Here is a 26,511-nt window from a genome sequence, read left to right as displayed (position 1 = left end):
CATGAGAAGGCGTGTTCCGCTTGCCGTCCTGGCCGTCGTGATGCTGGGCACGGGCGCGTGCGGCTCCGGGAGCGACGAGAAGGGCGAGAAGGGCGAGGGCTCCGTCGCCGCCCCCTCCGACGCTCCCGACGACTCCGCCTGCAAGGAGCTCCTGGGCGACGCCGGGCTGAAGTGGCTCAAGGACCGCACAGGGGCCAAGGCGCGTCTGAAGGCCGAGGACGACCTGAAGAGCGCGCGTGCGCTGTTCTACCGGCAGGTGGAGAACTGGGGCCCGGAGGACTCCGGGGTTCCCACCTTCCTGGAGTCCGACGTGTGCAGTGCCAGGACGGACGTCGAGAACTCCCAGAAGGAGCTCGCACTGCGGTACGGCGCCTCGACCTTCCCCTTCGACTTCCGCTTCGACGAGAAGTCCGACGTCGGCCCCGCGCAGACCGTGACCCCGGTCAACTCCGACGTCAGGCTCGTCCACGGGAAGGACGCCGACGGGAAGGCCGCATACCGCGTGTACGTCAAGTGCAAGATCCCCGGCACGCCCGCGAAGCAGGAGAACGAGATCCCCATCGAAGGCCTGATGTCCGACACCCTCACCGGAGAGAGCAGCCCCCGGGTCCGTCTGACCCATCTCCTGAACTCCGCCAAGGTGATGGCCGAGACCTTCGACTGCCAGAACAAGCCGGTCGTCCCGGCCGAGCCGCCCGCCTCGGTGACGTAGCGACCGCCGCGCGGCCTGACGGGGCGCACACCGCCCGTCAGGCCGCGCATGCGGAGCAGTTCATCCAGCGAGTACCCCGGTCACCCCTCCGCCGCCGCGCGGCCCGTCAGCGTCGCCAGGCTGTTGCGGATGTGGGCCATGTGCGCCTCCATCTCGTCGCGGGCGCCCTCGTGTTCGCGCAGTACCCGATCGGTCTCGCGCTGGGTGCGGTCCTCGTGCAGACGGGCCTCGGCGATCAGCTGGGCGGCGCGGGCCTCCGCGTCCTCCTGGCTGTGGCGGGCGTGCTCCTCCGACTCGGCGAAGGCGCGCTCGGCGTCCGCGAGGCCGGCCTCCGCGACGGCGGAGAGCTCGGCGTTGCGGGCGTCCACCGCCCCCTCTCGGGCGGCGACCTCGCGCCCCAGCGCCTCCCACTGCTCCGCCTGGTCGTTGCCCAGATCGGTCAGCGTGCCCTCGGCCCGGCTACGGGCGTCCCTCAGGTCCGTCAGCGTCTTCGTGCGCTGCTCCTTCACCTCCAGGCGCGCCTCGATGCGCATCTCGTCGGCCGTCGACTGGGCGCCGAGCAGGATCTGCTGGGCGTACGCCTCGGCAGTCGCCCGGAGCTCGTCCGCGTGCGCGCGGGCGCCGTCCTGGGCCTGCCGGGCGGCCGCCTGAGCCCCGTCGTGGATGGCCTGCGCCTCCTCCCGGACGCCCGTCCGCACCGCCTCGGCCTCCTCCTCGGTCAGCGCCCAGAGGTACTGCGCGCGGCGGCCCAGCGATTCGTAGGTCTGCGGGCCGAGCGCCGCCAGGACCTCGCGCAGTCGGGCTGCCTCCGCCTCCATCTCCTTCGCGAGGACCGTCAGTCGCGCGGCGCGCTCCCAGGCGTCGTCGCGGTCGCGGGACAGGGACGTGACGTACGCGTCGACCTTCTCCACGGGGTAGCCACGGCCCCGCACGGCGACGAAGCCGTGGGGTGACACCGATGCAGCACTCATCCTTCAAGCCCCTCTCCGGCACACAAGGCGTATCGCGCACATCCTGGTGGATCAGAGCGAAGCGGTCATAACGCGACACTCCACCCGATCATTTCGGTCAAGAAAGCGTCATCGTCAGCCAGAAAAATGCGAGGGCGCCCGACCTGTCGCACAGGTCGGGCGCCCTCCTCATTCGTATGACAGCGTGTCAGCTCATCGGCGCCTCAGAGCAGTCCGTCCCACATCTGCTCCAGCAGCACCGACCACCAGCCCTCCGGCGACGCGAGCGCCGCCGGGTCGAGCGCGGCCAGCTGCGCCTGGAAGTCGACCGTCCAGCGGCCGGCCTGCTCCGGGTTGAGGCCGTAGCGCAGCCGCCACATCCGGCCGAGCAGCGCCAGGCAGCGCACGAACTCCGGCAGTCCGCTGTTCACGAACTGCGGCGCCACCGGCTGGCCGCCCGGTCCCGACTCGACGGGCACCGCCACTATGTGGGCCGTGCCGTACTGCACGCAGATCGCCCGGCCGAAGTCGCTGCCCACGACCAGGTACGAGCCCGCGTCCGAAGCCGGCTGCACCTGTCGCTGCGCCGCGAGCTCCGCCAGCGTCGGGACGACCGGCTGGGCCGGCTGCGCCCAGAAGAACGGGTTGAAGTCGGCCGGCAGACCCGCCCACACCAGGGTCGCCGCCACCAGCTCCGGCACGCCCTGACGCGAGACGGCCCGCTGGTCGAACCGGCAGATGCCCTGCGGCCCGAACGCGGCCGCCAGCTCCTGCGCGATCGCCTCCGGCGGGATCGGCGGCGCCGGCGCCACCTGCGGCAGCGGCGCGCGCACCGGCGCGGGGCGCGCCGGGCCGTCCGCGACCTGGTGCAACTCGCCCTGATGCGCGAGGAGTTGGCCCATCCCCTGCTGACGGCTCGCGTGATCCCTGCCGTACGGGGCGATCGAGGTGATCCGCGCCTGCGGCCAGGTCTCGTGGATCATGCGGGCGCAGTACGCGCCGGGCAGCTGGCACGACTCCAGCTCGGTGTGCAGCTCCAGCACCTGCTGCGGCGGCACGTTCAGGGCGCGCAGCTCATGCAGTATCTGCCACTCCGGGTGCGGCGTTCCGGGGGCCGAGCGGCGGATCAGCTGGGCCTCGGAGCCGTCGGGCGCGCGGTAGCGCAGCACGGCCTGGTAGCCGGGGCCCACGGTGGGCATACCCGTCGGCTGCTGCGGATAGCCGTACGCGGGCGGCGGACCGGCCGGGGCGCCGGGAGGCGCTCCGGGCGGGCCGGGAGGCTGGGGCGCGCCCGGACCGGGACCCATCTGGGCGGGACCGGCCAGCATCGTCGCCGCATGGTGGACACCGCCGCCAGGAGGACCGGGCGGCGTCGGAGCACCAGGCGCGCCGGGCGGACCAGGAGGCTGCGGCACACCAGGCGCACCCGGAGCACCAGGAGCCCCAGGAGCCCCAGGCGGACCGGGAGGCTGGGGAGCGCCCGGGCCAGGGCCCATCTGGGCGGGACCGGCCAGCATCGTCGCGGCATGGTGGACACCGCCGCCGGGAGGACCGGGCGGCGTCGGAGCGCCAGGGGCGCCGGGCGGACCAGGAGGCTGCGGCACACCAGGCGCACCCGGAGCACCCGGCGGACCGGGAGGCTGCGGAGCACCCGGGCCGGGACCCATCTGGGCGGGACCGGCCAGCATCGTCGCCGCATGGTGGACACCGCCGCCAGGAGGACCGGGCGGACCAGGAGGCGTCGGAGCGCCGGGAGCACTAGGAGGCTGCGGGCCGTCCGAGCCGAGGTGCGAGACGAGCTGCGTCGGCAGATAGCCGCCCGCCGGAGCGCCGGGCGCGCCCGGCCCCGACGGCGGAGGCGTCGCCCCCGGCCGGCCCCCGGGGACACCGGGCGCACCGGGCGGCGGCGGAGGCGTGGCGCCGCTGCCGCGCGCGCCGCGCGGCACGGATGCCTTGCTCGTCGCCAGATCCGCGATGTCGCCCGCGCCGGGCGGCGCCTGCTGCGGAGAGGGCTGCGCGGGGGCCACCGGCGTCTGGTGCGCCTGCGGCGACTGCTGGTCCAGCGCCGGGGCGACCGTCGTACGCGGCAGCTGGCTGCCGCCCGAGATCAGCGCGGTCGGGGCCTCTGCCGCCGCCGCGGGCGGCCGGGGGGCCTCATCGTCCGTTCCCGTGATCGGCGGAGCGAACACCGTGGCCGGGAGCGGCACGGACGCGTCGTCCGATCCGCCGCCGGTGGCGTTGGCGTCCGTCCAGGACGTGCCGCCGCCGGGCGTGGGGGGCACGCCGTCGTTGGCCGTCGGCTCGTGGTCGTCGCCGCCGGCGCTCGGCCACACCGAGCCGCCCTGCGACGCGCCCTGCGCGGCGGCGCCGCGGCCCGAGGTCGATCCGGGCGCCTCGGGCCACGCCGACCCGGCGCCGGACGAACTCCCGCCCGCCTGCGAGGCGTTGGCCCCGTACGAGGGCGTGGGAGCGGGCGCGGGAATCGGCGCGGGCGTGGGGGTGGGAACACCGGCGGGCGTCCCCGGAGCAGGCGTCCCCGCGGCGGGCGTCCCCGGAGCAGCGGGGGGGACCGACGCGGGCGTCCCGGCAGCGGGCGTGCCCGAGGCCGCCGGCGCGGCCGGCGTCCGGGACGACGAGCGCCGGTCCGGGATCCCGATCTTGTCCGCCGCCTCCTGGAGCCACTCCGGCGGGCTCAACAGGAACGACGTCTGGTTCAGGTCGATCCGCTGCGGCTGCTCCGGCACGGCGGCCGGGTCGAGCTCGGCGGCCTGCGTCCCGTACTCCTCTTCGTACCGGCGGATCACCTCGCCCACCGGCAGCCCGGGCCACAGCGTGGCCTCGCCGCTGTCCCGTGCGATCACCAGCCGCTGCTGTCCGCCGTCCGAACGGGCCCCGCTCTCGCGGTCCTCCGCCCACACCACGAAGCCCAGCTCGAACTCCCGCACCCGCACCTCGCGGTGCTGGTACGCGGGCACGTCGCCGTTGACCCACTCCTCGGCGCGCTCCTGCGCCTGCGCAAAGGTCACCATCGGACCGTCACCCCTCGTCCGAGACGGGAACGGCGTACGCGAAGCCGCCGTCCACCATCAGGTTCGCCACCGTCTCCAGCTCCGGCGGATTGCCCGCGAGACGCTGGAGGAAGCCGTCGAAGTCGTCGCCGCAGGGCAGCAGCAGCCGCTCCACGCGCTCCTGCACGCTCCAGCCGTCCTGGTCGCGCGCGTCGTCGTACGCGCAGAACCACACCGAGCCCACGGCCGAGCCCCTGACCTTGACCGCCAGGATCCCGCCCTGGACGAAGGCGACGCCCAGATAGTCCTTCGTCAGATGGTCCCGCAGACATTTGTTGACGTACACCAGGTCGTTGACCGCCGCCTCCTCGCGGACGGTGAAGAACGGCTGGTCCACCAGGAGCCCGAGCTCGGCGTCGAGCGCCGCGCCGACCGGGGCGCAGCCGCCCGCGGCTTTGAGGAAGGTGCGGTACGCGCCGGGCAGGCGGTAGCCGAGGTCCTCCTCCAGGCCCAGCAGCTGCGACTCGCTCACCGACACGGCGCTCTTCGGCACTGCGAAGTGCGCGGGCCGGGTCTCCTGGAGCGGGCGCGTGCCGCGCTTGCTCTGGTCGACCGGGGCGGTGGCGAGACCGGCGTGGTGCCGCAGCAGCGCCTTCACCTCGACGGGGACCAGTTCCAGCCGACGGGTGCCCGGCACGTGGTGCCAGGTCCAGCCGTGCGGAGTGGCGACCGACGGGATCGTGTCCCACAGCTCGTGGCCGTCGGCGGACTGCGCCGCGTTGGCCGAGACGTAGTCCGTGAGCCTCAGCTCGTCGACGCCGAAGCCCTCCGGGGGCTCGGCGATCTCGGCGGCGGCACGCGCGTACGGCGAGAAGTCCGGGTGGCCGTTTTCGTCCACACGCACACCTCTGGGGTGGCGGGAGGCCCGGACCGGGTCCGGGAAGTTCACGACCTGCCCGGCATAGGCCGCGTTCGGTGGCGCGGCTTGCTGCCCGAGCCGACCTGTCGTCATGGCGGTTGCCCCCTGCTGCGTCTGGCTGGTTCAGCACAGCCTATGCGGTGCCGCAATAGGGGCTGAGAGCCCTCCGCTTCCGTAACGATCAGTCACTCCGGGGTGACCTGTCCGTGATCCGTCAGTCATCTGTCATGATCCGCGCGCGACACGTAGACACGTTTCAGCGCCCCAGCTTCCACACGACGCGTCCCATTTGGCAGGCTGTTCCCCCCGCAACTCGGGGGAGTGCACGGGGAGGGGACAACAGCACCATGCACACAGCGCAACCGCGATCGTCAGACGCCTCAGGCGATCCGCGCCTCACCTGGAGCAGCGCCGAGGCCGCACAGGCGCCTGCGCTCCACCACCGCCGCGACGGCATCCTGCCCGCTGTCGCGGCCGCGCTCTCCGTACGCGGCGAGACGTTGACGTGCACGGCGGGGAAGGCGGATCAGCCGCCGGCCCTCCATCCGCTCGTACAGGATTTCCTCGACACCCTCACGAGCGGTCAGCGCGAACGCTTCACCGGGCGCTGCCCCGAGGCGATCCTGCTCTCGCGCCATCTGTCGGGCGCGGAGACGCAGCGCTCCAAACGGGCCCAGCGCAAGCCGCTGACGCACGGGGAGGCGCGTCGGGCGCTGAAGCATGCGAAGCTCACGGCCCGGCGCATCCGCGAGGACGGCGACCCGCTGCACGGCAGCTACGCGCCGCCCTGCCGTTCCTGTACGGCGATGCTCGACCATTTCGGGGTACGCCCCGTCGACCCGACCGCACCCGAGAACGGCTGAACGCGCACCGATGCCCGACCATCTGAGCACCACCCGGTTCCCTGTCGCGGTCGACGCGGCGCTGCGCGACGCGGGCTGGCAGCCCGGCCGCTGGGACATCAAGCTCGCCGAGCACTGGGCCGACACCCTGCGCGCGCACGCCTCCCCGGCCGGCCACCGGCACACGGTGTTCCCGGCGGCGGTCGAGGCGTGGGCGGAGTTCGGCGGGCTGCGGATCGCGGCGCCGGGGCCGGGGCGCCAGACGGCGCCGACGCCGGTACGGATCGACCCGCTGGCGGGACTGCATCTGGCGCGCACGCTGGCGGACCTGGGCCGGGCGCTGGACACGGAGATCGCCCCGCTCGGCGAGGAGGGGGAGAACCAGGCGGTGCTGGCGATCGACGCGGAGGGACGGGTGTACAGCCTGGACCACACGGGGGACTGGTATCTGGGGGCGGACATCGATCAGGCGTTGGGGACGTTGGTGACGGGGGGGATGCCGGCGAGGCTGACGTCGGGGTGAGGGTTGCCTGGTCGCAGGGGACGCCCTGCGGGCGTGTCCTCAAGCGCCGGACGGGCTGGATTTGCCCGCCTCGGGAGCCCCGGCGTGAGGTTCGTCCTCAAGCGCCGGACCGGCTGGATTTGCCCGCCTCGGGAGCCCCGGCGTGAGGTCCGTCCTCAAGCGCCGGACCGGCTGGATTTGCCCGCCTCGGGGGCCCCAGCGTGAGGTCCGTCCTCAAGCGCCGGACGGGCTGGGTTTGGCCGCCTCGGGGCCCAGATCGAGGGACGGCCTCGAGCGTGGGGTTGGCTCGCTATGTCGGGAGCACCGCTGAGACGCGGAAGCCGCCCGCGTCCGTGGGGCCCGAGACGAAGACGCCTCCCAGGGCCGTGACGCGTTCGCGCATGCCGACCAGGCCGTTGCCGCCGCTGGGGAGGCCGGGGGCCGAGCCGCCGCCCGTGGCGTCCGGGGCGCCGTTCTCGACCTGCATCGCCACCTCCGCCTCGCGGTGCGCGAGGCGGACTCTCACCTTCGCGCCGGCCGCGTGCTTGTGGACGTTCGTCAGCGCCTCCTGGACGACCCGGTACGCGGTCTGCTCGACCTCCGGCGGGTACTCCCGCTCCTCGCCGTGCACCGACAGCTCCACGACCATCCCCGCCTGGCGGGACTGCCCGACCAGGCCCTCAAGGTCCGCCAGGGACGGTCCGTCGTCCTCGGCCGCCGCGGCGGCGGCCGCAGCCGCCGCGCCCACGGCCGCCAGCGGGACCGGGGCCGCGCGCTTGTGCTCGTCGTCGCCCGCCCGCAGCACGCCGAGCATCTCGCGCAGCTCGGTCAGCGCCTGCCGGCCCATGTCGCCGACGAGCGCCGCGTTCTTCACCGCCTTCTGCGGGTCCTTCAACGCCACCGCCTGAAGCGCCGCCGCGTGCACCACCATCAGGCTCACCCGGTGGGCGACCACGTCGTGCATCTCCCGGGCGATCCGGGTCCGCTCCTCCGTACGCGCCCACTGCGCCCGCTGCTCCGCCCGGTCGGCCAGCAGCGACAGCTCCTGCTCCAGGCTGTCCGCGCGCTCGCGCAGGCTCTCCATCAGCCGGCGTCTCGCCCCTATGTAGAGGCCGAAGAGCACCGGCGGCGCGGTCAGGCCCAGCGCCATGAAGCCCGCCATCGTCGGCACGTACCAGGCCCCGGGCTCGGGATCGAAGTCCGCGGCCACGACGTCCTGGCTCACGCGTACGAACGTCACGATCAGCATCGCCGTCAGCGCCATCCCCGCCAGCATCGCCGTGATCCGGCGCGGCACCTCGGACGCCGCCAGGGTGTAGAGGCCGACGAAGCCCATCAGATAGCCCATCTCGGCGGGCGTCGTCGCGATCGACACCAGCACCACGGCGATCGGCCACCGCCGCCGCAGTACCAGGACCGATCCGACGAGCAGCCCGAACAGCACGCCGACGGGCACGGGAAGCGCGGCCTTGTCCGCGAATCCCACGCCCTCCAGCGCGCATTCCAAGGCGGAGACGAGACCCAGTCCCACGTCCAGCACGACACTGCGCCGCCGTCCCCACCACAGCCAGGTTCGGGCTGGTCGGCCCGTGCTCTCCTGGTGTGCCCCCGTTGTGGTCATGTCTTCCAGCCTACGGGCGGGCGCCAGTGAATTTCGTGGCAGCGCGGGGCGGTCCCCGGTTAAGTCCCGTCGCGTCGAGGGCGGGTGGTACGGCATAGTGTGGGGAGCCCAGTCGGCCGCCTGGCAGAATGTCCGGCTTGGGTTGCTAGGCAATCCCCTGTGGTGTAATTGGCAGCACAGTGGCTTTTGGTGCCATTAGTCCGGGTTCGAGTCCTGGCGGGGGAGCAGCAGACGCTTCGCGTTCATTCGCGCTTCATTCGGGTTCCGATCACGCCGGTCGGGACCCGCATTCGTTTCACCGCGCGGCGGTCGGGACCCGCGCCCGTTTCAGGCCGGAAACCCACCGGTATCCTTCGGATGTCCACCACCCGAAGCCGAAGGGCAATTCCGTGAGCGCCAATCGCCCGGCAGCCGTCGTCGTCCTCGCAGCGGGTGAGGGCACCCGCATGAAGTCGAAGACCCCCAAGGTCCTGCATGAAATCTGCGGGCGATCGCTCGTCGGACACGTCGTATCCGCCGCACGCGAGCTGAGCCCCGAGCATCTCGTCGTAGTCGTCGGCCACGCGAGCGAGCAGGTCGAGGCCCATCTCGCCGCCGAGTACGCCGGCACTCGCACCGCCTTCCAGGCCCAGCAGAACGGCACCGGCCACGCCGTGCGCATGGCGCTCGAGGAGCTCGGTCAGGCCCCCGAGGGCACCGTCGTCGTCGTGTGCGGCGACACCCCCCTCCTCTCCGGCGAGACCCTCACCGCCCTCGCCGCCGCCCACGCGGCCGACGGCAACGCCGTGACCGTGCTGACCGCCGAGGTCCCGGACTCCACCGGGTACGGCCGGATCGTGCGGGACGAGACCGGCGCGGTCACCGCGATCGTCGAGCACAAGGACGCCACCGACGAGCAGCGCGCCATCCGCGAGATCAACTCCGGCGTCTTCGCCTTCGACGGGCAGCTGCTCGCCGACGCCCTCGGCAAGGTCCGCACGGACAACAGCCAGGGCGAGGAGTACCTCACCGACGTGCTGGGCATCCTGCGCGAGGCCGGGCACCGGGTCGGCGCGTCCGTCGCCGCCGACCACCGCGAGATCCTCGGCATCAACAACCGCGTACAGCTGGCCGAGGCGCGCAGGCTGCTCAACGAGCGGCTGCTGGAGCGCGCGATGCTGGCCGGCGTCTCGATCGTCGACCCCGCCTCGGTGCTCGTCGACGTGACGGTGACGTTCGAGCAGGACGCGATCGTGCACCCCGGCACCCAGCTGCTGGGCGCCTCGCACATCGCCGAGGGCGCCGAGGTCGGCCCCAACTCCCGGCTGCGCGACACCACCGTCCACGCGGGCGCCCGCGTCGACAACACCGTCGCCGAGGACGCCGAGATCGGCGCGGGGGCGAAGGTCGGCCCGTACACCTACCTCCGCCCCGGCACTCGGCTGGGCGCGAAGTCCAAGGCCGGTGCGTACGTGGAGATGAAGAACGCCTCGATCGGCGAGGGCACCAAGGTCCCGCACCTGTCCTACGTCGGCGACGCGACCATCGGCGACCACACGAACATCGGCGCCGCGAGCGTCTTCGTGAACTACGACGGCGAGGCCAAGCACCACACCACGATCGGGTCGCACTGCCGGACGGGCGCGGACAACATGCTTGTGGCTCCTGTCACGGTCGGAGACGGCGCCTACACCGCCGCCGGCTCCGTCATCACCAAGGACGTGCCGGCCGGCGCACTGGCCGTCGCCCGTGGCCAGCAGCGGAATATCGAGGGCTGGGTGGCCCGCAAGCGCCCCGGGAGCGCGGCCGCCCAGGCCGCCACCGCGGCAGCCGAGGTCGTCGCCGACGAGAACTGACCGGAAACAGGTGCGTCGAACTCGGCGTACCGTGATACGTGCACACAAATTCGGCTGGCTCGCGCCCCGTAGGCGCCTGTGCCAGAGAACACACGTCTGAGGAGACAGTGCTGTGACCGGGATCAAGACGACCGGCGAGAAGAAGCTGATGCTCTTCTCCGGCCGCGCCCACCCCGAGCTGGCCGAGGAGGTGGCACACCAGCTGGGAGTCGGCCTGGTGCCGACCAAGGCGTTCGACTTCGCCAACGGCGAGATCTACGTCCGCTTCCAGGAGTCCGCTCGCGGCGCCGACTGCTTCCTGATGCAGAGCCACACGGCTCCCATCAACAAGTGGATCATGGAACAGCTGATCATGATCGATGCGCTGAAGCGGGCCTCGGCCCGGAGCATCACCGTGATCATCCCGTCGTACGGCTACGCCCGTCAGGACAAGAAGCACCGCGGCCGCGAGCCGATCTCGGCGCGTCTGATCGCCGACCTGCTGAAGACCGCGGGCGCGCACCGCATCCTCACGGTCGATCTGCACACCGACCAGATCCAGGGCTTCTTCGACGGCCCGGTCGACCATCTGTCCGCGCTGCCGGTGCTCGCCGACTACGTGGGCGCGAAGGTGGACCGCAACAAGCTCACCGTCGTCTCCCCCGACGCCGGCCGTGTGCGCGTCGCCGACCGCTGGTGCGACCGCCTGGACGCCCCGCTGGCCATCGTGCACAAGCGCCGTGACAAGGACGTCGCCAACCAGGTGACCGTCCACGAGGTCGTCGGCGAGGTCGAGGGCCGGGTCTGCGTGCTGGTCGACGACATGATCGACACCGGCGGCACGATCTGCGCCGCCGCCGAGGCGCTCTTCGCGCACGGCGCCGAGGACGTCATCGTCACGGCGACGCACGGCATCCTGTCCGGCCCCGCGGCCGACCGTCTGAAGAACTCGAAGGTCAGCGAGTTCGTCTTCACGAACACGCTGCCCGACCCGGGCGACCTCGAGCTCGACAAGATCACCGTGCTCTCGATCGCTCCGACGATCGCCCGCGCGGTACGCGAGGTCTTCGAGGACGGCTCGGTGACGAGCCTCTTCGAGGAGCAGGGCTGATCAGCCCACCCTGACGCTGAGCGACAGCTGACCGACGGCTGTCCATCGGCTGGCCAAGGGCCGCACCCCCAGGGGTGCGGCCCTTGTCCGTGCCCGCCCACGCCCGCAACGCGTCCACCGCCATCGGCGCCCGGCCGGTCGCCACCCCCGCCCCCCACCCCCCTCACACCCTCAGCGCGTCCACCGCGATCCTCGCCGCGCGGCCGATCGCCGCGTCCGCCGGCGGGAGGGTTACCGCCGTCGACGCGGCCCGGGTGAAGACCGCGACCGCGTACCGTCCGCCGTCCGGGTACTCGACCACCCCCGCCTCGTGCCGCAGCGTCGGCAGGCTGCCCGTCTTGCCGCTGACCCGCACATCGTCGAAGGGGAAGCCCGACGCGAGCCGGTGGCTCCAGGCCTGGAGTCCGAGCAGCGCGCGCAGTTCCGCGCCGTACTCCGCCGCCCGCTCCCCCTCGCATACCTCGTCCCGCCAGATCGCGGCCAGCAGCGAGGCCGTCTCGCGGGGCGTTGAGCGGTTCGTACGGGAGGGGTCGAGGACCCTGAGCCGGGCGACGGCCCCCGGGTCGGCGAGCGCGGCGGCGCCCCCGCCCGCGTCCTCGGCCATCGTGGCGTACAGCTCGCGCATGTTCTGGACGGCGACCGTGCGGGTCAGGCCCAGCTCGGCCATCGTGCGGTTGACCGTGTCCAGGCCGAGGGCGTCCCACAGCACGTCGGCGGCGGTGTTGTCGCTGACGGCGACGGCGAGGGAGGCCAGGTCGCGCAGCGAGAGCGCGGCCGCGTCCCGCATGACGGCGAGACCGGTGGGGCCGGGGCTGCGGCCGCTCGTGGGGATCTCCACGCGGCGCGTCACGTCGACGCGGCCGAGCGAGGCCTCCCGGTAGAGCGCGGCGATCAGCGCGATCTTGTGGACGCTGGCGGTGGACTGCTCCGTGTCCGCGCCGACGCCGACCGAAGCGCCGGAGTCGACGTCGACGGCGTACAGCTGCCCGACCGTGCCCGCGTCGGTGAAGGCCGCGGTGATACGGGCGCGGACCGCGGGCGTCGCGGAGGCGGCGGAGGCGGTCACAGGGGGAACTCCGATGCGGGACGGGGAAACAGGACGCGGCCGGGCAGCGCGGTCAGCATCCCGGCGTGTTCGAGCAGCGCGGCGTAGGCGGCCTCGGCGAACAGCCGCACGGCCGGGCCGTCGCGGCCCTGCGGCCAGGCGACGGAGGTGCGCCAGGTGACGGGGGTGCCGCGCAGCGGACGCCAGACCGTGCCGGGCTCGGGCGCGGGCCGGGGCAGCAGCGCGACGGCCCCGCCGGACAGGACCAGCGCGCGGGTGAAGTCGGGACCGGCCGCCTCGTGCACGGCGGCGGGGGTGCAGCCGTGCCGGGCGCACGCGGTGAGCGTCTCGTCGTGCAGGGCGGGCGCGGCGGCGCGGGGGAAGAGGACGAGGTCGCGGCCGGTGAGGGAGGAGACGGCGATCTCGGCGTGGGCGGCGAGCGGGTCGCCGTCGGCCAGGAGCGCGCCGAGCGGCTGGTGGAGCATCGGCCCGAAGTCGAGGCCGAGGGCAGGGCAGGGGTGCCGGACGAGGCCCACGTCGAGGGTTCCGGCGGCGAGTTCGGCTCGCTGCTCGGCGGTGGAGAGCTCGCGCAGGTCCAGCTCTCCGCCGGGCGAGCGCTCGCGGAACGCGGTCAGCAGGGCGGCGACGGCGGCCCCGCCGAGCTGCGGGGGCGCGGCCGCGCGCAGCGTGCCGGCCTCGCCGCTCTGCACGCGGGCGACGGCGGCCCCCAGCCGGTCGGCCGCTTCGAGGAGCCCGTTCGCCTCGGCGAGGACGAGCCGGCCGGCGGGCGTGAGGGCGGCGCCCCTGCTGGAGCGGTCGAAGAGCCGTACGCCCAGTTCGCGCTCCAGGCGCTGGATCCGCTGCGAGAGGGAGGGCTGGGCGATGCGCAGCCGCTCGGCGGCGCGGCCGAAGTGGGCTTCGTCGGCGACCGTCCGGAAGTACCGCAGATGCAGCAGCAGGTCCATGAGCAGCAATGATAGTGAATCGGCTATGCCTGAGATCTCGATATGGGTCTTGGACTGGCCGGTGCCGGGTCTGTTCTGCTGGCGGGCATGACGACGACATACGGGGGCAGGCGGCGCGGGCGGCGCAGATGGCCGGCGGCAGTCGCGGCGGTGGCGCTGGCGGCCGGGGCGACGGGGTGGGCGGTGGTGTACGGGCCGCTGAAGAGCGAGTCCGCCGCGTCGAGGACGGCGGCGGACCCGGCGGCGGTGCGCACCGCGCAGTCGTTCCTGGCCAACTGGGCGAAGGGGGACCTGGCGGCCGCGGCGCGGCTGACGGACGCCCCGCAGGCCGCCGAGCAGACGCTGCGGAACTTCACGGCGGGCCTGGAGATCGCCCGGCCGGTGCTGGCGGCGGGCGAGGCGACGGCGGACGGCGAGGACGGGGCGACCGTCGCGTACCGGGCGAAGCTGCCGGTGGCGGAGCTCGGCGCGTGGTCGTACGACTCCAGGATCGGCCTGGACCGCGAGGACGGGCGCTGGAGGGTGCACTGGGAACTTCCGCTGGTCCACCCGGAGCTGACGGACCGGCAGAAGTTCAAGCTGGTCAAGGAGGAGTCGAAGGAGCTGTCGGCCCAGGACCGGGACGGCGATCCCCTCTCGGCCGCGGACCATCCCTCGCTCGCGGGGGTGCTGGGCCTGGGCGGCGGGAAGCCGCGCGGCGAGGTGCAGGTCGTGGACCGGGCGACGGGCGAGGTCCGCAAGACGGCGGTCCGGTTCGGGCCGGCGGCGAAGGACGGCGGGCCGCTGCGCACGACGATCGACGCCGAGGCGCAGTCGGCGGCGGAGCGGGCGCTGGCCCGGCACGCCAAGGGCCGCAACGCGGGCCTGGTGGCGCTGCGGATCGACGACGGCGAGGTGCTGGCGGTCGCCAACTCGCCCGGCGGGGGCTTCAACCGGGCCTTCCAGGGGACGTACGCGCCCGGCTCGACGTGGAAGGTGGTGACCAGCGCGGCACTGCTGGCGAAGGGGGCGGTCACTCCGCGCACGGTGGTCGACTGCCCGAAGTACCTCACGGTCGGCAAGCAGTTCCACAACGTCGAGACGTCCGAGATCAAGGGCGCCACCTTCCGCGAGGACTTCATCCACTCCTGCAACACGGCGTATGTGTCGCTGCGCGACAAGCTCGGCGACGACGAGATGACCATGTTCGCGTCGAGGTACTTCGGGGTCGGCCAGGAGTGGAAGACGGGCGTGTACTCGGTGGACGCGAAGGTCCCGGCGCCGGGCGACGAGACGGAGAAGGCGGCGGCGCTGTTCGGGCAGGGCAAGCTCCAGACGAACCCGCTGACCATGGCGTCGGTGACGGCGACGGCGGTCTCCGGGTCGTTCCGCCAGCCGCTGCTGGTGCGCGGCACGGAGCAGCCGCGGGTGCGGACCGAGGCGCTGCCGCCGGGCGTGGTCGAGCAGCTGCGCTCGCTGATGCGGGACACGGTCACGGACGGCACGGCGAAGGTGCTGGCGGGCGTGCCGGGCCCGACGGGGGCGAAGACGGGCACCGCCGAGGTGACCGAGGAGGGGCCGAACAACGGCTGGCTGGTCGCCCACAGCGGCAATGTCGCGGTGGCGTGCGTGGTCGAGGGGGCGGCGCACGGATCGGACTCGGCGGGGCCGGTGATCCGCGACCTGTTGATCGAATTGGGCGGCTCGGGGGGCTCCGAGTAGACTGTCGAAGTTGCTCGGCGAGGGAGGCCGCACCCACGGTGCGGCGGTCCGTTATCGACGCGCTCTTCGTAGCAGGCCAGTCGTGGCCGGGTGACCGACTTTCTTTTCCGTCACTGCATACGAGGAGTGCTTATGTCCGAGGTGAAGCTCGCCGCTCAGACCCGTTCCGAGTTCGGCAAGGGTGCGGCCCGCCGCATCCGCCGCGACAACCAGGTTCCCGGCGTTCTGTACGGCCACGGCGTCGACCCGATCCACGTGACCCTCCCGGGCCACGAGCTGCTGCTCGCCCTGCGCACCCCGAACGTCCTGCTCGCGCTGGACATCGAGGGCCGCAACGAGCTCGCGATCCCGAAGTCGGTCCAGCGCCACCCGCTGAAGAACCACATCGAGCACGTCGACCTGCTTCTGGTCAAGAAGGGCGAGAAGGTCACGGTCGAGATCCCCGTCCACGCCGAGGGCGAGCTGGCCCCGGGCGGCTACCTGCTCGAGCACGTGCTGAACGCGCTGCCGGTCGAGGCCGAGGCCACCCACATCCCCGAGTCCGTCTCGGTCTCCATCGAGGGCCTGGAGGCCGGCGCCTCCATCCTCGCGAAGGACATCACGCTGCCCAAGGGCACCACGCTGGCCGTCGAGGACGACACCGTCGTCCTGCAGGTCCTGTCCGCGCAGGCGGAGGAGCCGGCGGCCGAGGGCGCCGAGGGCGAGGGCGAGGAGTCCGCGGAGGCCTGAGCCGTAGGCTCTGCTTGACGTTGACGGGGCGGTGGGCCGTGCGGCCCGCCGCCCCGTCCGTCTGCTCCGTGTACGAGACGTGCGGATACGAGGAGAGGCACTTCCGATGACGACCGACGCCACCGCGACGACCGACGCCACCGCCCCCTGGCTCGTGGTGGGCCTCGGAAACCCCGGGCCCGACTACGCGGCGAACCGGCACAACGTCGGATTCATGGTCGCGGACCTGCTCGCGGAGCGGATGCGCGGCACGTTCAAGCGCGCGCAGAAGGCGCAGGCCCAGGTCGTCGAGGGGCGCATCGGCCCGCCGGGGCCGTACAGCCGGCGGGTGATCCTGGCGAAGCCGATGTCCTATATGAACCTGTCCGGCGGCCCGGTGACGGCGCTGCGGGACTTCTACAAGGTGCCGACCGGGAACATCGTGGCGATCCACGACGAGCTGGACATCGACTACGGCACGCTGCGGCTGAAGCTGGGCGGCGGGGACAACGGCCACAACGGCCTGAAGTCCATGACGAAGGCGATGGGCGCGGACTACCACCGGGTGCGGTTCGGGATCGGCCGTCCGCCGGGCCGGATGCAGGTGGCGGACTTCGTGCTGAAGGACTTCTCGTCGACGGAGCGCAAGGAGCTCGGGTACTTCGTGGACCGCGCGGCGGACGCGGCGGAGGCTCTGGTGATCGAGGGCCTCGAGCGGGCCCAAAGTACGTACAACTCCTGATATGCCAGGCGCTTAGTTGACCCGACGTGCACCCATGGCCAAGGATCGCGCGTCATGAAGCGGACTCACGTACTCCTGTACGGCCGCCGGGCAGCGGTGGCCGCCGTCGCCGCGCTGTTGCTGGTGGCCGGATTCTGGGCGTCCTGGGGCACCGCGCAGCACGTCATCCTCTCCAAGGGCCGCGAGCACGGCACGTTGAAGATCACCTCGTGCGGCGAGGACACCTGCACCGGCCCCTACGACCCCGAGGGCCCGGCGGCGCCCCGCACGGGCATGACGATCGAGAAGTCGGTGGCCGCGCCGAAGGGCAGCACGGTCGCGGTGGTGGTGAAGCCCAGCACGACCGAGGTCGTCCGCACGGGCATGGCCGGCGCGCTGCACGCCTGGCTCCCCCTGGGCGGCGCGCTCCTGCTCGCGTCCCTGCTGATCGCGGGCGGCCTGCGCCAGCCCAAGGCCGCCTGGGCGACGGCGGCGGCGGGCGGGGTACTGCTGCTGGGGGCGTTCATCGCGCTGTGAGCCCGGCGCGGACCTGAGCCTCTCGCGCCGGGCCTGGGCCGGACACGACGGCGCCCCCTGTGCCCGCGGGCACAGGGGGCGCCGTCGTATGACGGTCTCGCCGGTCAGCCCGTGTTCCGCAGGCCCGCCGCGACGCCGTTCACCGTCAGCAGCAGCGCCCTCGCCAGCAGCGGGTCCGGCTCCTCTCCCCGCTCCGCCGCCGCGCGCTGGCGCGCCAGCAGCGAGACCTGGAGGTAGGAGATCGGGTCCAGATACGCGTCACGGATGCCGAACGTCTGCTGAAGCCCCGGGTCGGAGTCGAGCAGGTGCTCCCCGCCCGTGATCCGCAGGACCTCCTGCACGGTCAGCGCGTGCTCCGCCTCGATCACGTCGAAGACGTGCTTCAGCTCGTCGGGCACCAGCGTGTCCACATAGTGGCGCGCGATCCTCAGGTCCGTCTTCGCCAGCGTCATCTCGACGTTGGACATGAAGTTCCGGAAGAAGTGCCACTGCCCGTACATCTCGTCCAGGACCGTGTCCAGCCCCGCCTCGCGCAGCGCCTTCAGGCCCGAGCCCACGCCGAACCAGCCCGGCACGATCTGGCGCGACTGGGTCCAGCCGAAGACCCACGGGATGGCCCGCAGCCCGTCGAGGGAGACGCCCGAGCCGGGGCGGCGGGAGGGCCGCGAGCCGAGGTGCAGGTCGGCGAGCTGGTCGACGGGGGTCGAGGCGAGGAAGTACGCCGGCAGGTCCGGGTCCTCCACCAGCCGCCGGTACGCCTCGTGCGCCGCGTCCGAGACCGTGTCCATCGCCGCGTCCCAGCGGGACAGCGCCTCGTCCGACTGGCGCGGCGCGGTGTGCAGGGCGGACGCCGAGAGCGTCGCCGCGACCGTCAGCTCGAGGTTCTCCCTGGCCAGGGACGGGATCAGATACTTGTCGGAGATGACCTCGCCCTGCTCGGTCACCTTGATCTCGCCCTCCAGCGTGCCCCACGGCTGCGCGAGGATCGCGTCGTGCGAGGGGCCGCCGCCGCGGCCGACCGTGCCGCCCCGGCCGTGGAAGAGCCGCAGCCGCACGCCGTGCCGGTGCGCCACGTCGCGCAGCCGGCGCTGCGCCCGGTGGATCTCCCACTGCGAGGTGGTGATGCCGCCGAACTTCGACGAGTCCGAGTAGCCCAGCATGACCTCCTGGACGTCGCCCCGCAGGGAGACCAGCCGCCGGTAGGAGGGGTCGGCCAGCATGTCGTCCAGGATGACGTCGGCGGCCTTCAGCTCCTCCGTCGTCTCCAGCAGCGGCACGATGCCGATCTTCGCCCAGCCGGCGTGCAGGTCGATCAGCCCGGCCTCCCGGGCCAGCACCGCCGCCGCGAACACGTCGTCCGCGCCCTGGCACATCGAGATGATGTACGACTCGATGACCTCGGGCCCGAACCGCTCGAAGGCCTCCTTGACGGTGTGGAAGACCCCGAGGGTCTTCTCGCCCGCCGCGTCCAGCGGCGCCGGCGTCGGCGCGAGCGGGCGCCGGGACCTGAGCTCCTTGGCCAGCAGCTTCTGGCGGTACTCCCGCGGCATGTCCGCGTACCGCCACGACTCCTCGCCCAGCCGGTCGAAGAGCTGCCCCAGCGCGTTGTGATGCGCGTCCGCGTGCTCGCGCACGTCCATCGTGGCCAGCTGGAGCCCGAAGGCCGACAGCGTGCGGATGACCCGGGCCATCCGGCCGTCCGCGAACAGCCCGCCGCGGTGCTCGCGCAGCGACGTCTGGATCAGGGTGAGGTCGTTCAGCAGCTCGGCCGTGCCCAGGTAGTCGCGGCCCTCCTCGTGCGGCGTGCCCTTGGCCAGGCGCTCACGGGTGTTGACGAGCTTCTGGCGGATGCAGGTGGCCTTGAGGCGGTACGGCTCCTCGGCGTTGAGCCGCTTGTAGCGGGGGCTGATCTCGGGCAGCCGCTCCAGGTCGCTCTGGAGGGAGGCGAGCAGCTCGTCCGTCGCGCCCGTGTAGCGGCTCGAGTTGGAGAGCAGTCCGCGCAGATAGTCGACGACCTCGATGGTGTCCGTGATGCCGTGCTCGTGCTGGAGGATCAGCACCTCCCACGTCACCGCGGGCGTCACGTTCGGGTTGCCGTCCCGGTCGCCGCCGATCCAGGTGCCGAAGGTCAGCGGACGCGTCTGCGCGGGCAGCTCGACGCCGACCCGCTCCAGCTCGGCGGCCAGGTCCTCCAGGACGTCGCCGACGGCGTTCGCGTGCAGCTCGTCGAGGTAGTAGATCGCGTTGCGCGCCTCGTCGGCCGGCTCGGGCCGCACCACGCGCAGCTCGTCGGTCTGCCAGATGAGGTCGATGTGCTCGGCGAGGCGCAGATCGTGCCGGCGGCGGTCCGCGTCGAGCGGCGGGGTCTCCAGCAGCTCGGCGATGCGGCGCAGCTTGTTCAGCACCGAGCGCCGCGCCGCCTCCGTCGGGTGCGCGGTGAACACGGGGCGTACGTTCAGATTCTTGACGGTCTCCCGCAGATGCTCCGGGTCCGCGTCCTTGAGGCGGTCGGCCGTGCGGGCCAGGAGCCCGCCCTCGGCCGCGCGGCGGCGGCGCATCTCGTGGCCGCGGTGCACCTGCTCGGTGACGTTGGCGAGGTGGAAGTAGACGGAGAAGGCGCGGACCAGCTTGGCCGCGGTCTCCAGATCGGTGTCGCCGAGCAGCTCGGCTGCGGCCTCGCCGTCGGTGCGCGTCAGCGCGCGGACCCGCTCGACGAGGTCGAGCAGCTCGGGGCCCTCCTGGCGTACGAGGGTCTCGCCCAGCAGTTCGCCCAGTCGGCGGATGTCGGCGCGCAGCTCTGCGCTGTCGGTGGAGGTCTGGTCGGCACTGCTCACAGGTGCGGCTCCTTGCAGTGTTTGTGCACGTCTGGAGGGGTACTGGAGGCTTGCGGACCGCGCTGTCCGACGACACCCAGGATAGGTGTCCATTTCCCCGACGTTATCCACAGGTCTCTTGCCGCACCGCCGCGCACTGCCATACTTACGATGCCGTAGGTTACGCATCCGTAGCCACGCCTCAGCCGTACCTCACACACCCCACAGGGGACCCCATGACCACAAGCCCGGATCTGCTCGACGACGCCCCGAAGTCAGACGACGCCCCGACGCCAGCGGGGGGCCCGCTGCCCTCCGGGACGCTGGGCGGAGACAGCAAGCGTTCGATCGAGCAGATCACCCTGCTGCTGTTCATCACGGTTCCCTTCCTCGCACTGGTCGCGGCGGTGCCGCTGGCCTGGGGCTGGGGGGTGAGCTGGCTCGATCTCGGCCTGATGACGGCGATGTACTACATCGGCTGCCACGGGATCACGATCGGCTTCCACCGCTACTTCACGCACGGCGCCTTCAAGGCGAAACGTCCGCTGCGGATCGCGCTCGCGGTCATGGGCTCGCTCGCGGTCGAGGGGCCGCTGGTGCGCTGGGTCGCGGACCACCGCAAGCACCACAAGTTCTCGGACGCCGAGGGCGACCCGCACTCGCCGTGGCGCTTCGGCGAGAGCGTGCCCGCGCTGATGAAGGGCCTGTGGTGGGCGCACATCGCCTGGATGTTCGACGAGGAGCAGACGCCGCAGGAGAAGTACGCCCCGGATCTGATCAAGGACCCGGCGATCCGCCGCATCTCCCGTGACTTCATCTGGTGGACGATCCTCTCCCTCGCCATCCCGCCGCTGGTCGGCGGCCTGGTCACGATGTCGTGGCAGGGCGCCGCGACCGCGTTCTTCTGGGGCTCGCTCGTTCGGGTGGCGCTGCTGCACCACGTCACCTGGTCGATCAACTCCATCTGCCACGCGGTCGGCAAGCGCCCCTTCAAGTCGCGCGACCGCTCGGGCAACGTGTGGTGGCTGGCGGTGCTGTCGTGCGGCGAGTCCTGGCACAACCTCCACCACGCCGACCCGACGTGTGCACGTCACGGCGTGCTGAAGGGCCAGCTCGACTCCAGCGCCCGGCTGATCCGCTGGTTCGAGAAGCTGGGCTGGGCGTACGACGTCCGCTGGCCCGATGCGTCTCGAATTCAGGCCCGACGCAAAAGCGAGTCCGTAAACCCGGCATGATTGGCGACGTGGCGATCGACGGCAGCACCAGCAGCGGGGACAAGAACCGGCCCTCCGGAAGCCGGCGTGCTCGCCGCACCCGGATGACCGGCAAGGAACGCCGAGAACAGCTGCTGGACATCGGCCGCACGCTCTTCGCCGAGAAGGGCTTCGAAGGCACGTCCGTCGAGGAGATCGCCGCGAAGGCGGGCGTCTCCAAGCCGGTGGTGTACGAGCACTTCGGCGGCAAGGAGGGGCTGTACGCGGTGGTCGTGGACCGCGAGATGCGGCGGCTGCTCGACATGGTCACCGGCGCGCTGACCGCGGGGCATCCGCGGGAGCTGCTGGAGCAGGCGGCTTTCGCGCTGCTCGACTACATCGAGTCGTACACCGACGGCTTCCGCATCCTGGTCCGCGACTCCCCCGTCGCCCAGTCCACCGGCACCTTCGCCTCGCTGATCAGCGATATCGCCACGCAGGTCGAGGACATCCTGGGCCTGGAGTTCAAGGCCCGCGGCTTCGACCCGAAGCTCGCCCCGCTGTACGCGCAGGCGCTGGTCGGCATGGTGGCGCTGACGGGCCAGTGGTGGGTGGACGCCCGCCGTCCCAAGAAGGCGGAGGTGGCCGCGCATCTGGTGAACCTCGCCTGGCACGGTCTGGGGAGCCTGGAGGCGAAGCCCCGGTTGATAGGGCATCGCAAGAACTGACGCGCTGTGGGCGCCGGGCCGGCAACCGCCCGGCGCCCCTGCCGAGTCCCCGCGATCCGCCGTCGTACCGCTCCTCCATACCTGCTCTGATCCCGGCTGAGTCTCTGCTCAATCCCTGCTGAGTCTCTACTGAATCCCTGCTGCGTCTCTGCCGATTCCCCGCCGTATCCCGGCCATATCCACGGCCGTGTCTCCAGCAACCCCCCAGTGTCAGATCCTGGTTGTACTATCCGTTTCCATTCCGGGGCGGGTTCGGCACAGCCAGGCAAATGAGCAGCGAGCACCGCCGCCCGGTCTCACTACTTTTCCCCTGGGGGGGCCTTGACTTCAGTGGTATCCGGCAGCGCTGCCGGAACGCGTTCCAGACCCGCGCGCCGCATCGCCGCGTGCACCGCGCTCGCGCTCTCGGCGGGCATGCTGCTCGCCGTCCCGGCGCAGGCGGACGACGCCCCGTCCCCGCGCGGTGCGATCGGGCAGACCGCGCCCGGCGCCGAGGAGCAGCCCACGCTGCGGCTGCCCAAGGCGGGCGCGAAGTCCTCCGGCGAGCGCCGCGCGGCGGCGCGGGCCGAGGCGGCGGACGCCCCGGTCGCCAAGCCGCGCAGCGACGTGGACGGGGACGGCTTCAGCGACCTGTTCTACCGCGCGCAGAACGGCAAGATCTTCGTCGCCCCGTCGGCGGGCACGGCCTCGCACGAGTACGACTTCGACGCCGGCGTCCACCAGTCGCCAGACGAGAGCTACAAGGACGTCTTCTCGATCGGCGGCTTCGAGGCCGCCCCCGTCCACTTCACGCTCGGGGCGAGCGGACGGCTCACGGCGTACGGCTCGAGCACCGCCCAGGGCGCCTCGGTCCTGTGGTCCGGGACCGGCTGGCAGCAGTACAACAAGGTGTTCGCGCCGGGCGACCTCACCGGCGACGGCGTCGGCGACGTGCTGGCGCGCACCCACGCGGGCGATCTGTATCTGTACCGCGCGACGCCGGGCGCGGCGACGCCGCTGGCGCCCAAGCTCCGCATCGGCGGCGGCTGGCAGCAGTACGACCAGCTCGTCGGCGTCAACGACGTCAACAGCGACGGCATCGCGGACCTGTACGCCCGCAACCCGTCCGGCACGCTGTACTTCTACTCCGGCACCGGCGAGGCGACCCGCCCGTTCAAGGACCGGGTCGCCATCGGGACGGGCTGGCAGCAGTACAACCAGTTGTTCAGCGTCGACGACCAGAACGGCGACGGCCTGTCCGAGCTGGTGGCCCGCAGCTTCTCGGGCGTGCTGTACGACTACGCCTCGCTCGGCACCGGTCGGTTCCACCCCCGCGAGCAGGGCGGCGCCGGCTGGAACGCGGTGGCGCAGTTCGCCGGCGCGGGCAACAACCCCTCCTGGGGCAAGCAGGAGCTGGTGGGCCTGGACACCAAGGGCACGCTCTACTCGTACTACGCCCTGAACAACGGCCTGCTGAGCGCCCGTGAGCGGATCAGCGACGTCGGCGGCTGGAAGGGCGCGAAGGGCGTCGCCCTGCTCTCCTCGCTCGACGACAACGGCTTCTCCGACCTGTTCGAGATCTACGACAACACGCTGTACAACTACAGCCACCCGTCGGGGAACATCCAGACGATCGGCCGCGGCTGGGGCGTCTACAACACCCTGGTCGGCCCCGGCGACCTGAGCGGCGACGGCAGGGGCGACCTCCTGGCGCGCGACGGCTCGGGCGTGCTCTATCTGTACCGGGGCGCCGGCACGGGGACCTCCTTCGCGGCCAAGCAGAGGATCGGCGGCGGCTGGCAGCAGTTCAACAAGCTGCTCGGCGCGGGCGACGTCACCGGCGACGGCCGCGCGGACCTGCTCGCCCGCGGCAAGGACGGCAAGCTCTGGCTGTACGCGGGCACGGGCGTCGCCGCCACGCCGTTCAAGGCCAAGTCGCTGATCGGCTCCGGCTGGAACGTCTACGGCAAGCTCGCCGCGGCCGGCGATCTGAACGGCGACGGCAAGGCCGACCTGCTCGGCGCGAACGCGGCCGGCGAGCTGTTCCGCTACGACGCCACCGGCGTGGGCACGGGCCCGGGCGCGTTCAAGGCCAAGTCCAAGGTCGGCAACGGCTGGAACACCTACGGCACCCTGCACTGACCCAGCACTGACCCAGCAGCACAGCGCCCCGCCGCCGGTCGCCCGGCGGCGGGGCGCCCGCGTCGATCAGCTCTTCCGCGCGACGACGAAGATCCGGCGGAAGGGGAACACCGTGCCGTGCGGACCCGCCGGATACACCTTGCGGAGCAGATCGCGGTACTGGGCGAGGAAGTCGTCCACGGCCGCGGCGTCGTCGCCGAGCTCGGTGAGCACGGGGCGCAGGGCGGTGCCCTTCACCCAGTCGAGCACCGGGTCCTCTCCGCCGAGGAGTTGGAGGTAGGTGGTCTCCCACACGTCGACTTCGCAGCCGAGGTCCGCGAGACGGGACAGATAGGCATCGGTATTCAGGATGTGCACATAGCGCCGGCCGTGGTCGCCGAGGCGGCCGCGCCACCGAGGCGTCTCGCAGAGCTCGGCGAGCAGAGCATGGCTGGGCGAGTTGAAATTCCCGGGAACCTGGAAGGCGAAGGCGCCGCCGGGGACGAGTCCCTCCACCCATACGGGGAAGGACTCGGGGTGGTTGGGCACCCATTGGAGCGCGGCGTTGGAGACGATCAAGTCGTACGGCTCGTCGGGCGTCCAGTGCGCGGCGTCGGCGGCCTGGAACTCGAGCCAGCCGCCGTCGCCGGTGGCGCCGGCGTAGTCCTTCTCCGCCAGGGCGAGCATCTCGGGCGACAGATCGAAGCCCGTGATGTGGGCGGAGGGCCATCGGTCGGCGAGGAGAGCGGTGACGTTTCCGGGCCCGCAGCCGAGGTCGGCTATGCGGGCGGGGCGCTCGCCGTTCGCCAGGTTCGGTATCCGAGCGAGCAGATCAAGGAAAGGACGTGTGCGGAGTCCGGCATGGTGGAGGTACTGATGTGGATCCCACGTTGGTTCGGAATGCATGTTCGAGCCCCCTTGCAGCAACGGTGTGCCGAAACGGAACGGTGTTCCAGCCCGACCATGCCCAAGGGTGCGCCTGAATATATCTTGATGTCAAGAGACTTCACATCGACAGACCATCTACACTGATCGACATGGAGGACGAGGTCGATCGACTGGTCGCAGCATGGCGCCGAGAGCGCCCCGACCTCGACGTGGAACCGCTCGAGGTGCTCAGCCGCGTCTCCAGACTCGCCCGCCATCTCGACCGGGCCCGGCGGCTCGCCTTCGCCGAGCACAACCTCGAGCCGTGGGAGTTCGACGTGCTCACGTCACTGCGGCGCGCCGGGGCGCCGTATCAGCTCTCGCCCGGCCAGCTGCTCACCCAGACGCTGGTCACCTCCGGCACGATGACCAATCGGATCGACCGGCTCGCCAAGAAGGACCTGGTGGAGCGGCTCCCCGACCCCAGCGACCGGCGCGGGGTCCTGGTGCGCCTCACCCCCGAGGGGCGCGACCGGGCCGATCAGGCGCTGGCCGGACTGCTCGCCCAGGAGCGGGCGATCCTCGCGCAGCTGTCGCGTTCGCAGCGAGGCGAACTGGCCGGTCTGCTACGCCAGTTGACCGCCCCGTTCGACAACATCCCCGGCTAGGTCCACCGGTCCGACGCCGGCGCGACGGGCGAGCGCGACCGCGGCGAGGGTGGAGTGGACGCCCAGCTTCCCCAAGACGTTCTGCATATGCGTCCGAACGGTGTGCGGAGACAGGAACAGGCGCTCGGCGACGGCTTTGCGCCCCAGGCCCGCGACCATGCATCGCAACACCTCGCGCTCGCGAGGCGTGAGGGACTCCACGAGCCGCTCGCTCTCGGTGCGGTGCTTGCGCGCGGCCGTCAACTCCCGCAGTACGCCGGTGAGCAGCGCGGGAGGCAGATGGGTCTCCTCGCGCAGCACCCCCCGGATCACCGCGAGCAGTCGCTGCAGCGAGCAGTCCTTGGCGACCCAGCCGGAGGCGCCCGCCTGGAGGGCGAGGGCGGCGCGGCGGGGGTCGTCCTTCTCCGCGAGCACGACGGAGCGGACGGCGGGCTGGCCGCTGCGGACCCCTGAGACCAGGGAGATGCCGTCGACGAGGCCCTCCTCGCCGTTGTCCGGCACGGCGCGGGCGACCGCGCGGGCACCGGGCAGCACCTGCGCGCCGAGGTCGGCGTCGACGAGCATCACATCGAATCTCCGCCCCTCGGCGGCGGCCCGCTCGAGGCACCGCAGCGCCGCCGGACCGCTGCCGGCCGCGGCGACGTCCACGTCCGGCTCGGCGGCGAGGGCCGCGGCGAGCGACTCGGCGAAGATGCGGTGGTCGTCCACCACCAGGACCCGGATACGAACCACAGACACCCCCAGTGTCGGAGGACGGCCGGCGCGGGTACGGCGCCCGGAAAATGGGTCGTACAGCGGTCGCTCGGCCGCCGCCGTGCTGTGACTGTCACCCCGCCCCGGGCGACGTACCCGACTGTCTCGCCCCCTGATCAACGCCGGCCCCCACCGGCGCTGAGCATCAGAGTACGGGCGGGGGCCGGAAGCGGAAGGCTATTTGCAGAACTGATTGGCCTGGGTGTTTAGGGTGTGCCAGTTGTTTCGTCTTG

General features: G+C 72.3%; 22 protein-coding genes and 1 tRNA gene. 14 read left to right on the top strand and 9 right to left on the bottom strand.

Going from position 1 to position 26,511, the window contains the following annotated elements; all coding sequences use genetic code 11:
• Nucleotide 1: 1 nt before the first annotated feature.
• Complete coding sequence (locus AB0M39_RS13475) at nucleotides 2-712, top strand: hypothetical protein (protein ID WP_365363510.1); 711 nt, start codon at nucleotides 2-4, stop codon at nucleotides 710-712.
• Nucleotides 713-792: 80 nt separating this feature from the next.
• On the opposite strand, the gene AB0M39_RS13470 is transcribed toward AB0M39_RS13475, so the two are convergent.
• The 3 genes from AB0M39_RS13470 to AB0M39_RS13460 all read right to left on the bottom strand — a co-directional run bounded on the left by AB0M39_RS13470 (nucleotide 793) and on the right by AB0M39_RS13460 (nucleotide 5,682).
• Nucleotides 793-1,683: a cellulose-binding protein gene (locus AB0M39_RS13470; protein WP_365363508.1), complete on the bottom strand. Its 891-nt coding sequence runs from the start codon at nucleotides 1,681-1,683 to the stop codon at nucleotides 793-795.
• Between the two features lie 203 nt (nucleotides 1,684-1,886).
• Nucleotides 1,887-4,691, bottom strand: a complete 2,805-nt coding sequence (locus tag AB0M39_RS13465; RefSeq protein ID WP_365363506.1) for an SUKH-4 family immunity protein — start codon at nucleotides 4,689-4,691, stop codon at nucleotides 1,887-1,889.
• 7 nt (nucleotides 4,692-4,698) lie between these two features.
• Complete coding sequence (locus AB0M39_RS13460; protein ID WP_365363504.1) at nucleotides 4,699-5,682, bottom strand: SMI1/KNR4 family protein; 984 nt, start codon at nucleotides 5,680-5,682, stop codon at nucleotides 4,699-4,701.
• A gap of 254 nt (nucleotides 5,683-5,936) precedes the next feature.
• Here AB0M39_RS13460 and AB0M39_RS13455 point away from each other — a divergent pair, with 254 nt between their 5' ends.
• Nucleotides 5,937-6,452 carry a YwqJ-related putative deaminase gene (locus AB0M39_RS13455; RefSeq protein WP_365363502.1) on the top strand — a complete coding sequence of 172 codons (516 nt, stop codon included), beginning with the start codon at nucleotides 5,937-5,939 and terminating at the stop codon, nucleotides 6,450-6,452.
• Between the two features lie 10 nt (nucleotides 6,453-6,462).
• On the top strand, nucleotides 6,463-6,954 hold the full coding sequence (locus AB0M39_RS13450) for an SUKH-3 domain-containing protein (protein WP_365363500.1): 492 nt from the start codon (nucleotides 6,463-6,465) through the stop codon (nucleotides 6,952-6,954).
• Between the two features lie 289 nt (nucleotides 6,955-7,243).
• On the opposite strand, the gene AB0M39_RS13445 is transcribed toward AB0M39_RS13450, so the two are convergent.
• Complete coding sequence (locus tag AB0M39_RS13445) at nucleotides 7,244-8,554, bottom strand: histidine kinase (RefSeq protein ID WP_365363497.1); 1,311 nt, start codon at nucleotides 8,552-8,554, stop codon at nucleotides 7,244-7,246.
• A 153-nt stretch (nucleotides 8,555-8,707) separates the two neighbouring features.
• Between AB0M39_RS13445 and AB0M39_RS13440 the strand changes: the two genes are divergently transcribed.
• The 3 genes from AB0M39_RS13440 to AB0M39_RS13430 all read left to right on the top strand — a co-directional run bounded on the left by AB0M39_RS13440 (nucleotide 8,708) and on the right by AB0M39_RS13430 (nucleotide 11,479).
• Nucleotides 8,708-8,779 (top strand) — tRNA-Gln (locus AB0M39_RS13440).
• A 164-nt stretch (nucleotides 8,780-8,943) separates the two neighbouring features.
• Nucleotides 8,944-10,389 carry a bifunctional UDP-N-acetylglucosamine diphosphorylase/glucosamine-1-phosphate N-acetyltransferase GlmU gene (glmU, locus tag AB0M39_RS13435; RefSeq protein ID WP_365363494.1) on the top strand — a complete coding sequence of 482 codons (1,446 nt, stop codon included), beginning with the start codon at nucleotides 8,944-8,946 and terminating at the stop codon, nucleotides 10,387-10,389.
• Nucleotides 10,390-10,501: 112 nt separating this feature from the next.
• Entirely contained in the window at nucleotides 10,502-11,479 is a 978-nt protein-coding gene (locus AB0M39_RS13430; protein ID WP_365363492.1) for a ribose-phosphate diphosphokinase, read from the top strand.
• 163 nt (nucleotides 11,480-11,642) lie between these two features.
• Here the strand turns inward: AB0M39_RS13430 and AB0M39_RS13425 are convergent, their stop codons facing one another.
• Nucleotides 11,643-12,545: a serine hydrolase gene (locus AB0M39_RS13425; protein ID WP_365363490.1), complete on the bottom strand. Its 903-nt coding sequence runs from the start codon at nucleotides 12,543-12,545 to the stop codon at nucleotides 11,643-11,645.
• Entirely contained in the window at nucleotides 12,542-13,489 is a 948-nt protein-coding gene (locus AB0M39_RS13420; protein WP_365363488.1) for a LysR family transcriptional regulator, read from the bottom strand. The genes AB0M39_RS13425 and AB0M39_RS13420 overlap by 4 nt, the downstream gene beginning before the upstream one ends.
• An 87-nt stretch (nucleotides 13,490-13,576) precedes the next feature.
• On the opposite strand from AB0M39_RS13420, the gene AB0M39_RS13415 reads away from it, so the two are divergent.
• From AB0M39_RS13415 to AB0M39_RS13400, 4 genes are all read left to right on the top strand, one after another.
• The gene (locus AB0M39_RS13415) at nucleotides 13,577-15,190 is read left to right on the top strand and encodes a penicillin-binding transpeptidase domain-containing protein (RefSeq protein WP_365363486.1); all 1,614 of its coding nucleotides are present in this window, start codon (nucleotides 13,577-13,579) and stop codon (nucleotides 15,188-15,190) included.
• Nucleotides 15,191-15,322: 132 nt separating this feature from the next.
• Nucleotides 15,323-15,919, top strand: a complete 597-nt coding sequence (locus tag AB0M39_RS13410) for a 50S ribosomal protein L25/general stress protein Ctc (RefSeq protein ID WP_365363484.1) — start codon at nucleotides 15,323-15,325, stop codon at nucleotides 15,917-15,919.
• A 106-nt stretch (nucleotides 15,920-16,025) separates the two neighbouring features.
• On the top strand, nucleotides 16,026-16,640 hold the full coding sequence (gene pth / locus AB0M39_RS13405; RefSeq protein WP_365363482.1) for an aminoacyl-tRNA hydrolase: 615 nt from the start codon (nucleotides 16,026-16,028) through the stop codon (nucleotides 16,638-16,640).
• 54 nt (nucleotides 16,641-16,694) lie between these two features.
• Nucleotides 16,695-17,156 (top strand): hypothetical protein, encoded by a 462-nt coding sequence (locus tag AB0M39_RS13400; protein WP_365363480.1) that lies wholly within the window; start codon nucleotides 16,695-16,697, stop codon nucleotides 17,154-17,156.
• Between the two features lie 104 nt (nucleotides 17,157-17,260).
• Here the strand turns inward: AB0M39_RS13400 and ppc are convergent, their stop codons facing one another.
• On the bottom strand, nucleotides 17,261-19,990 hold the full coding sequence (ppc, locus tag AB0M39_RS13395) for a phosphoenolpyruvate carboxylase (RefSeq protein ID WP_365363478.1): 2,730 nt from the start codon (nucleotides 19,988-19,990) through the stop codon (nucleotides 17,261-17,263).
• A 215-nt stretch (nucleotides 19,991-20,205) separates the two neighbouring features.
• Here ppc and AB0M39_RS13390 point away from each other — a divergent pair, with 215 nt between their 5' ends.
• The 3 genes from AB0M39_RS13390 to AB0M39_RS13380 all read left to right on the top strand — a co-directional run bounded on the left by AB0M39_RS13390 (nucleotide 20,206) and on the right by AB0M39_RS13380 (nucleotide 24,011).
• Nucleotides 20,206-21,204: a fatty acid desaturase gene (locus tag AB0M39_RS13390; RefSeq protein WP_365363476.1), complete on the top strand. Its 999-nt coding sequence runs from the start codon at nucleotides 20,206-20,208 to the stop codon at nucleotides 21,202-21,204.
• Nucleotides 21,201-21,890: a TetR/AcrR family transcriptional regulator gene (locus AB0M39_RS13385; RefSeq protein ID WP_365363474.1), complete on the top strand. Its 690-nt coding sequence runs from the start codon at nucleotides 21,201-21,203 to the stop codon at nucleotides 21,888-21,890. The genes AB0M39_RS13390 and AB0M39_RS13385 overlap by 4 nt, the downstream gene beginning before the upstream one ends.
• A gap of 330 nt (nucleotides 21,891-22,220) precedes the next feature.
• A complete protein-coding gene (locus AB0M39_RS13380; protein WP_365363554.1) occupies nucleotides 22,221-24,011 on the top strand; it encodes a VCBS repeat-containing protein in 1,791 nt (596 codons plus the stop codon).
• 66 nt (nucleotides 24,012-24,077) lie between these two features.
• On the opposite strand, the gene AB0M39_RS13375 is transcribed toward AB0M39_RS13380, so the two are convergent.
• Nucleotides 24,078-24,896 (bottom strand): trans-aconitate 2-methyltransferase, encoded by an 819-nt coding sequence (locus AB0M39_RS13375; protein ID WP_365363472.1) that lies wholly within the window; start codon nucleotides 24,894-24,896, stop codon nucleotides 24,078-24,080.
• A gap of 131 nt (nucleotides 24,897-25,027) precedes the next feature.
• Between AB0M39_RS13375 and AB0M39_RS13370 the strand changes: the two genes are divergently transcribed.
• Nucleotides 25,028-25,525, top strand: a complete 498-nt coding sequence (locus AB0M39_RS13370) for a MarR family transcriptional regulator (protein WP_365363470.1) — start codon at nucleotides 25,028-25,030, stop codon at nucleotides 25,523-25,525.
• On the opposite strand, the gene AB0M39_RS13365 is transcribed toward AB0M39_RS13370, so the two are convergent.
• Nucleotides 25,484-26,257 carry a response regulator transcription factor gene (locus AB0M39_RS13365; RefSeq protein WP_365363552.1) on the bottom strand — a complete coding sequence of 258 codons (774 nt, stop codon included), beginning with the start codon at nucleotides 26,255-26,257 and terminating at the stop codon, nucleotides 25,484-25,486. The two genes, AB0M39_RS13370 and AB0M39_RS13365, sit on opposite strands and share 42 nt — an antisense overlap.
• Nucleotides 26,258-26,511: the final 254 nt, after the last annotated feature.

The sequence above is a fragment of the Streptomyces sp. NPDC051907 genome, from assembly GCF_040681075.1.
In the GTDB taxonomy this organism is placed as follows: domain Bacteria; phylum Actinomycetota; class Actinomycetes; order Streptomycetales; family Streptomycetaceae; genus Streptomyces.
This window is presented reverse-complemented; position numbering and strand designations above follow the sequence as displayed.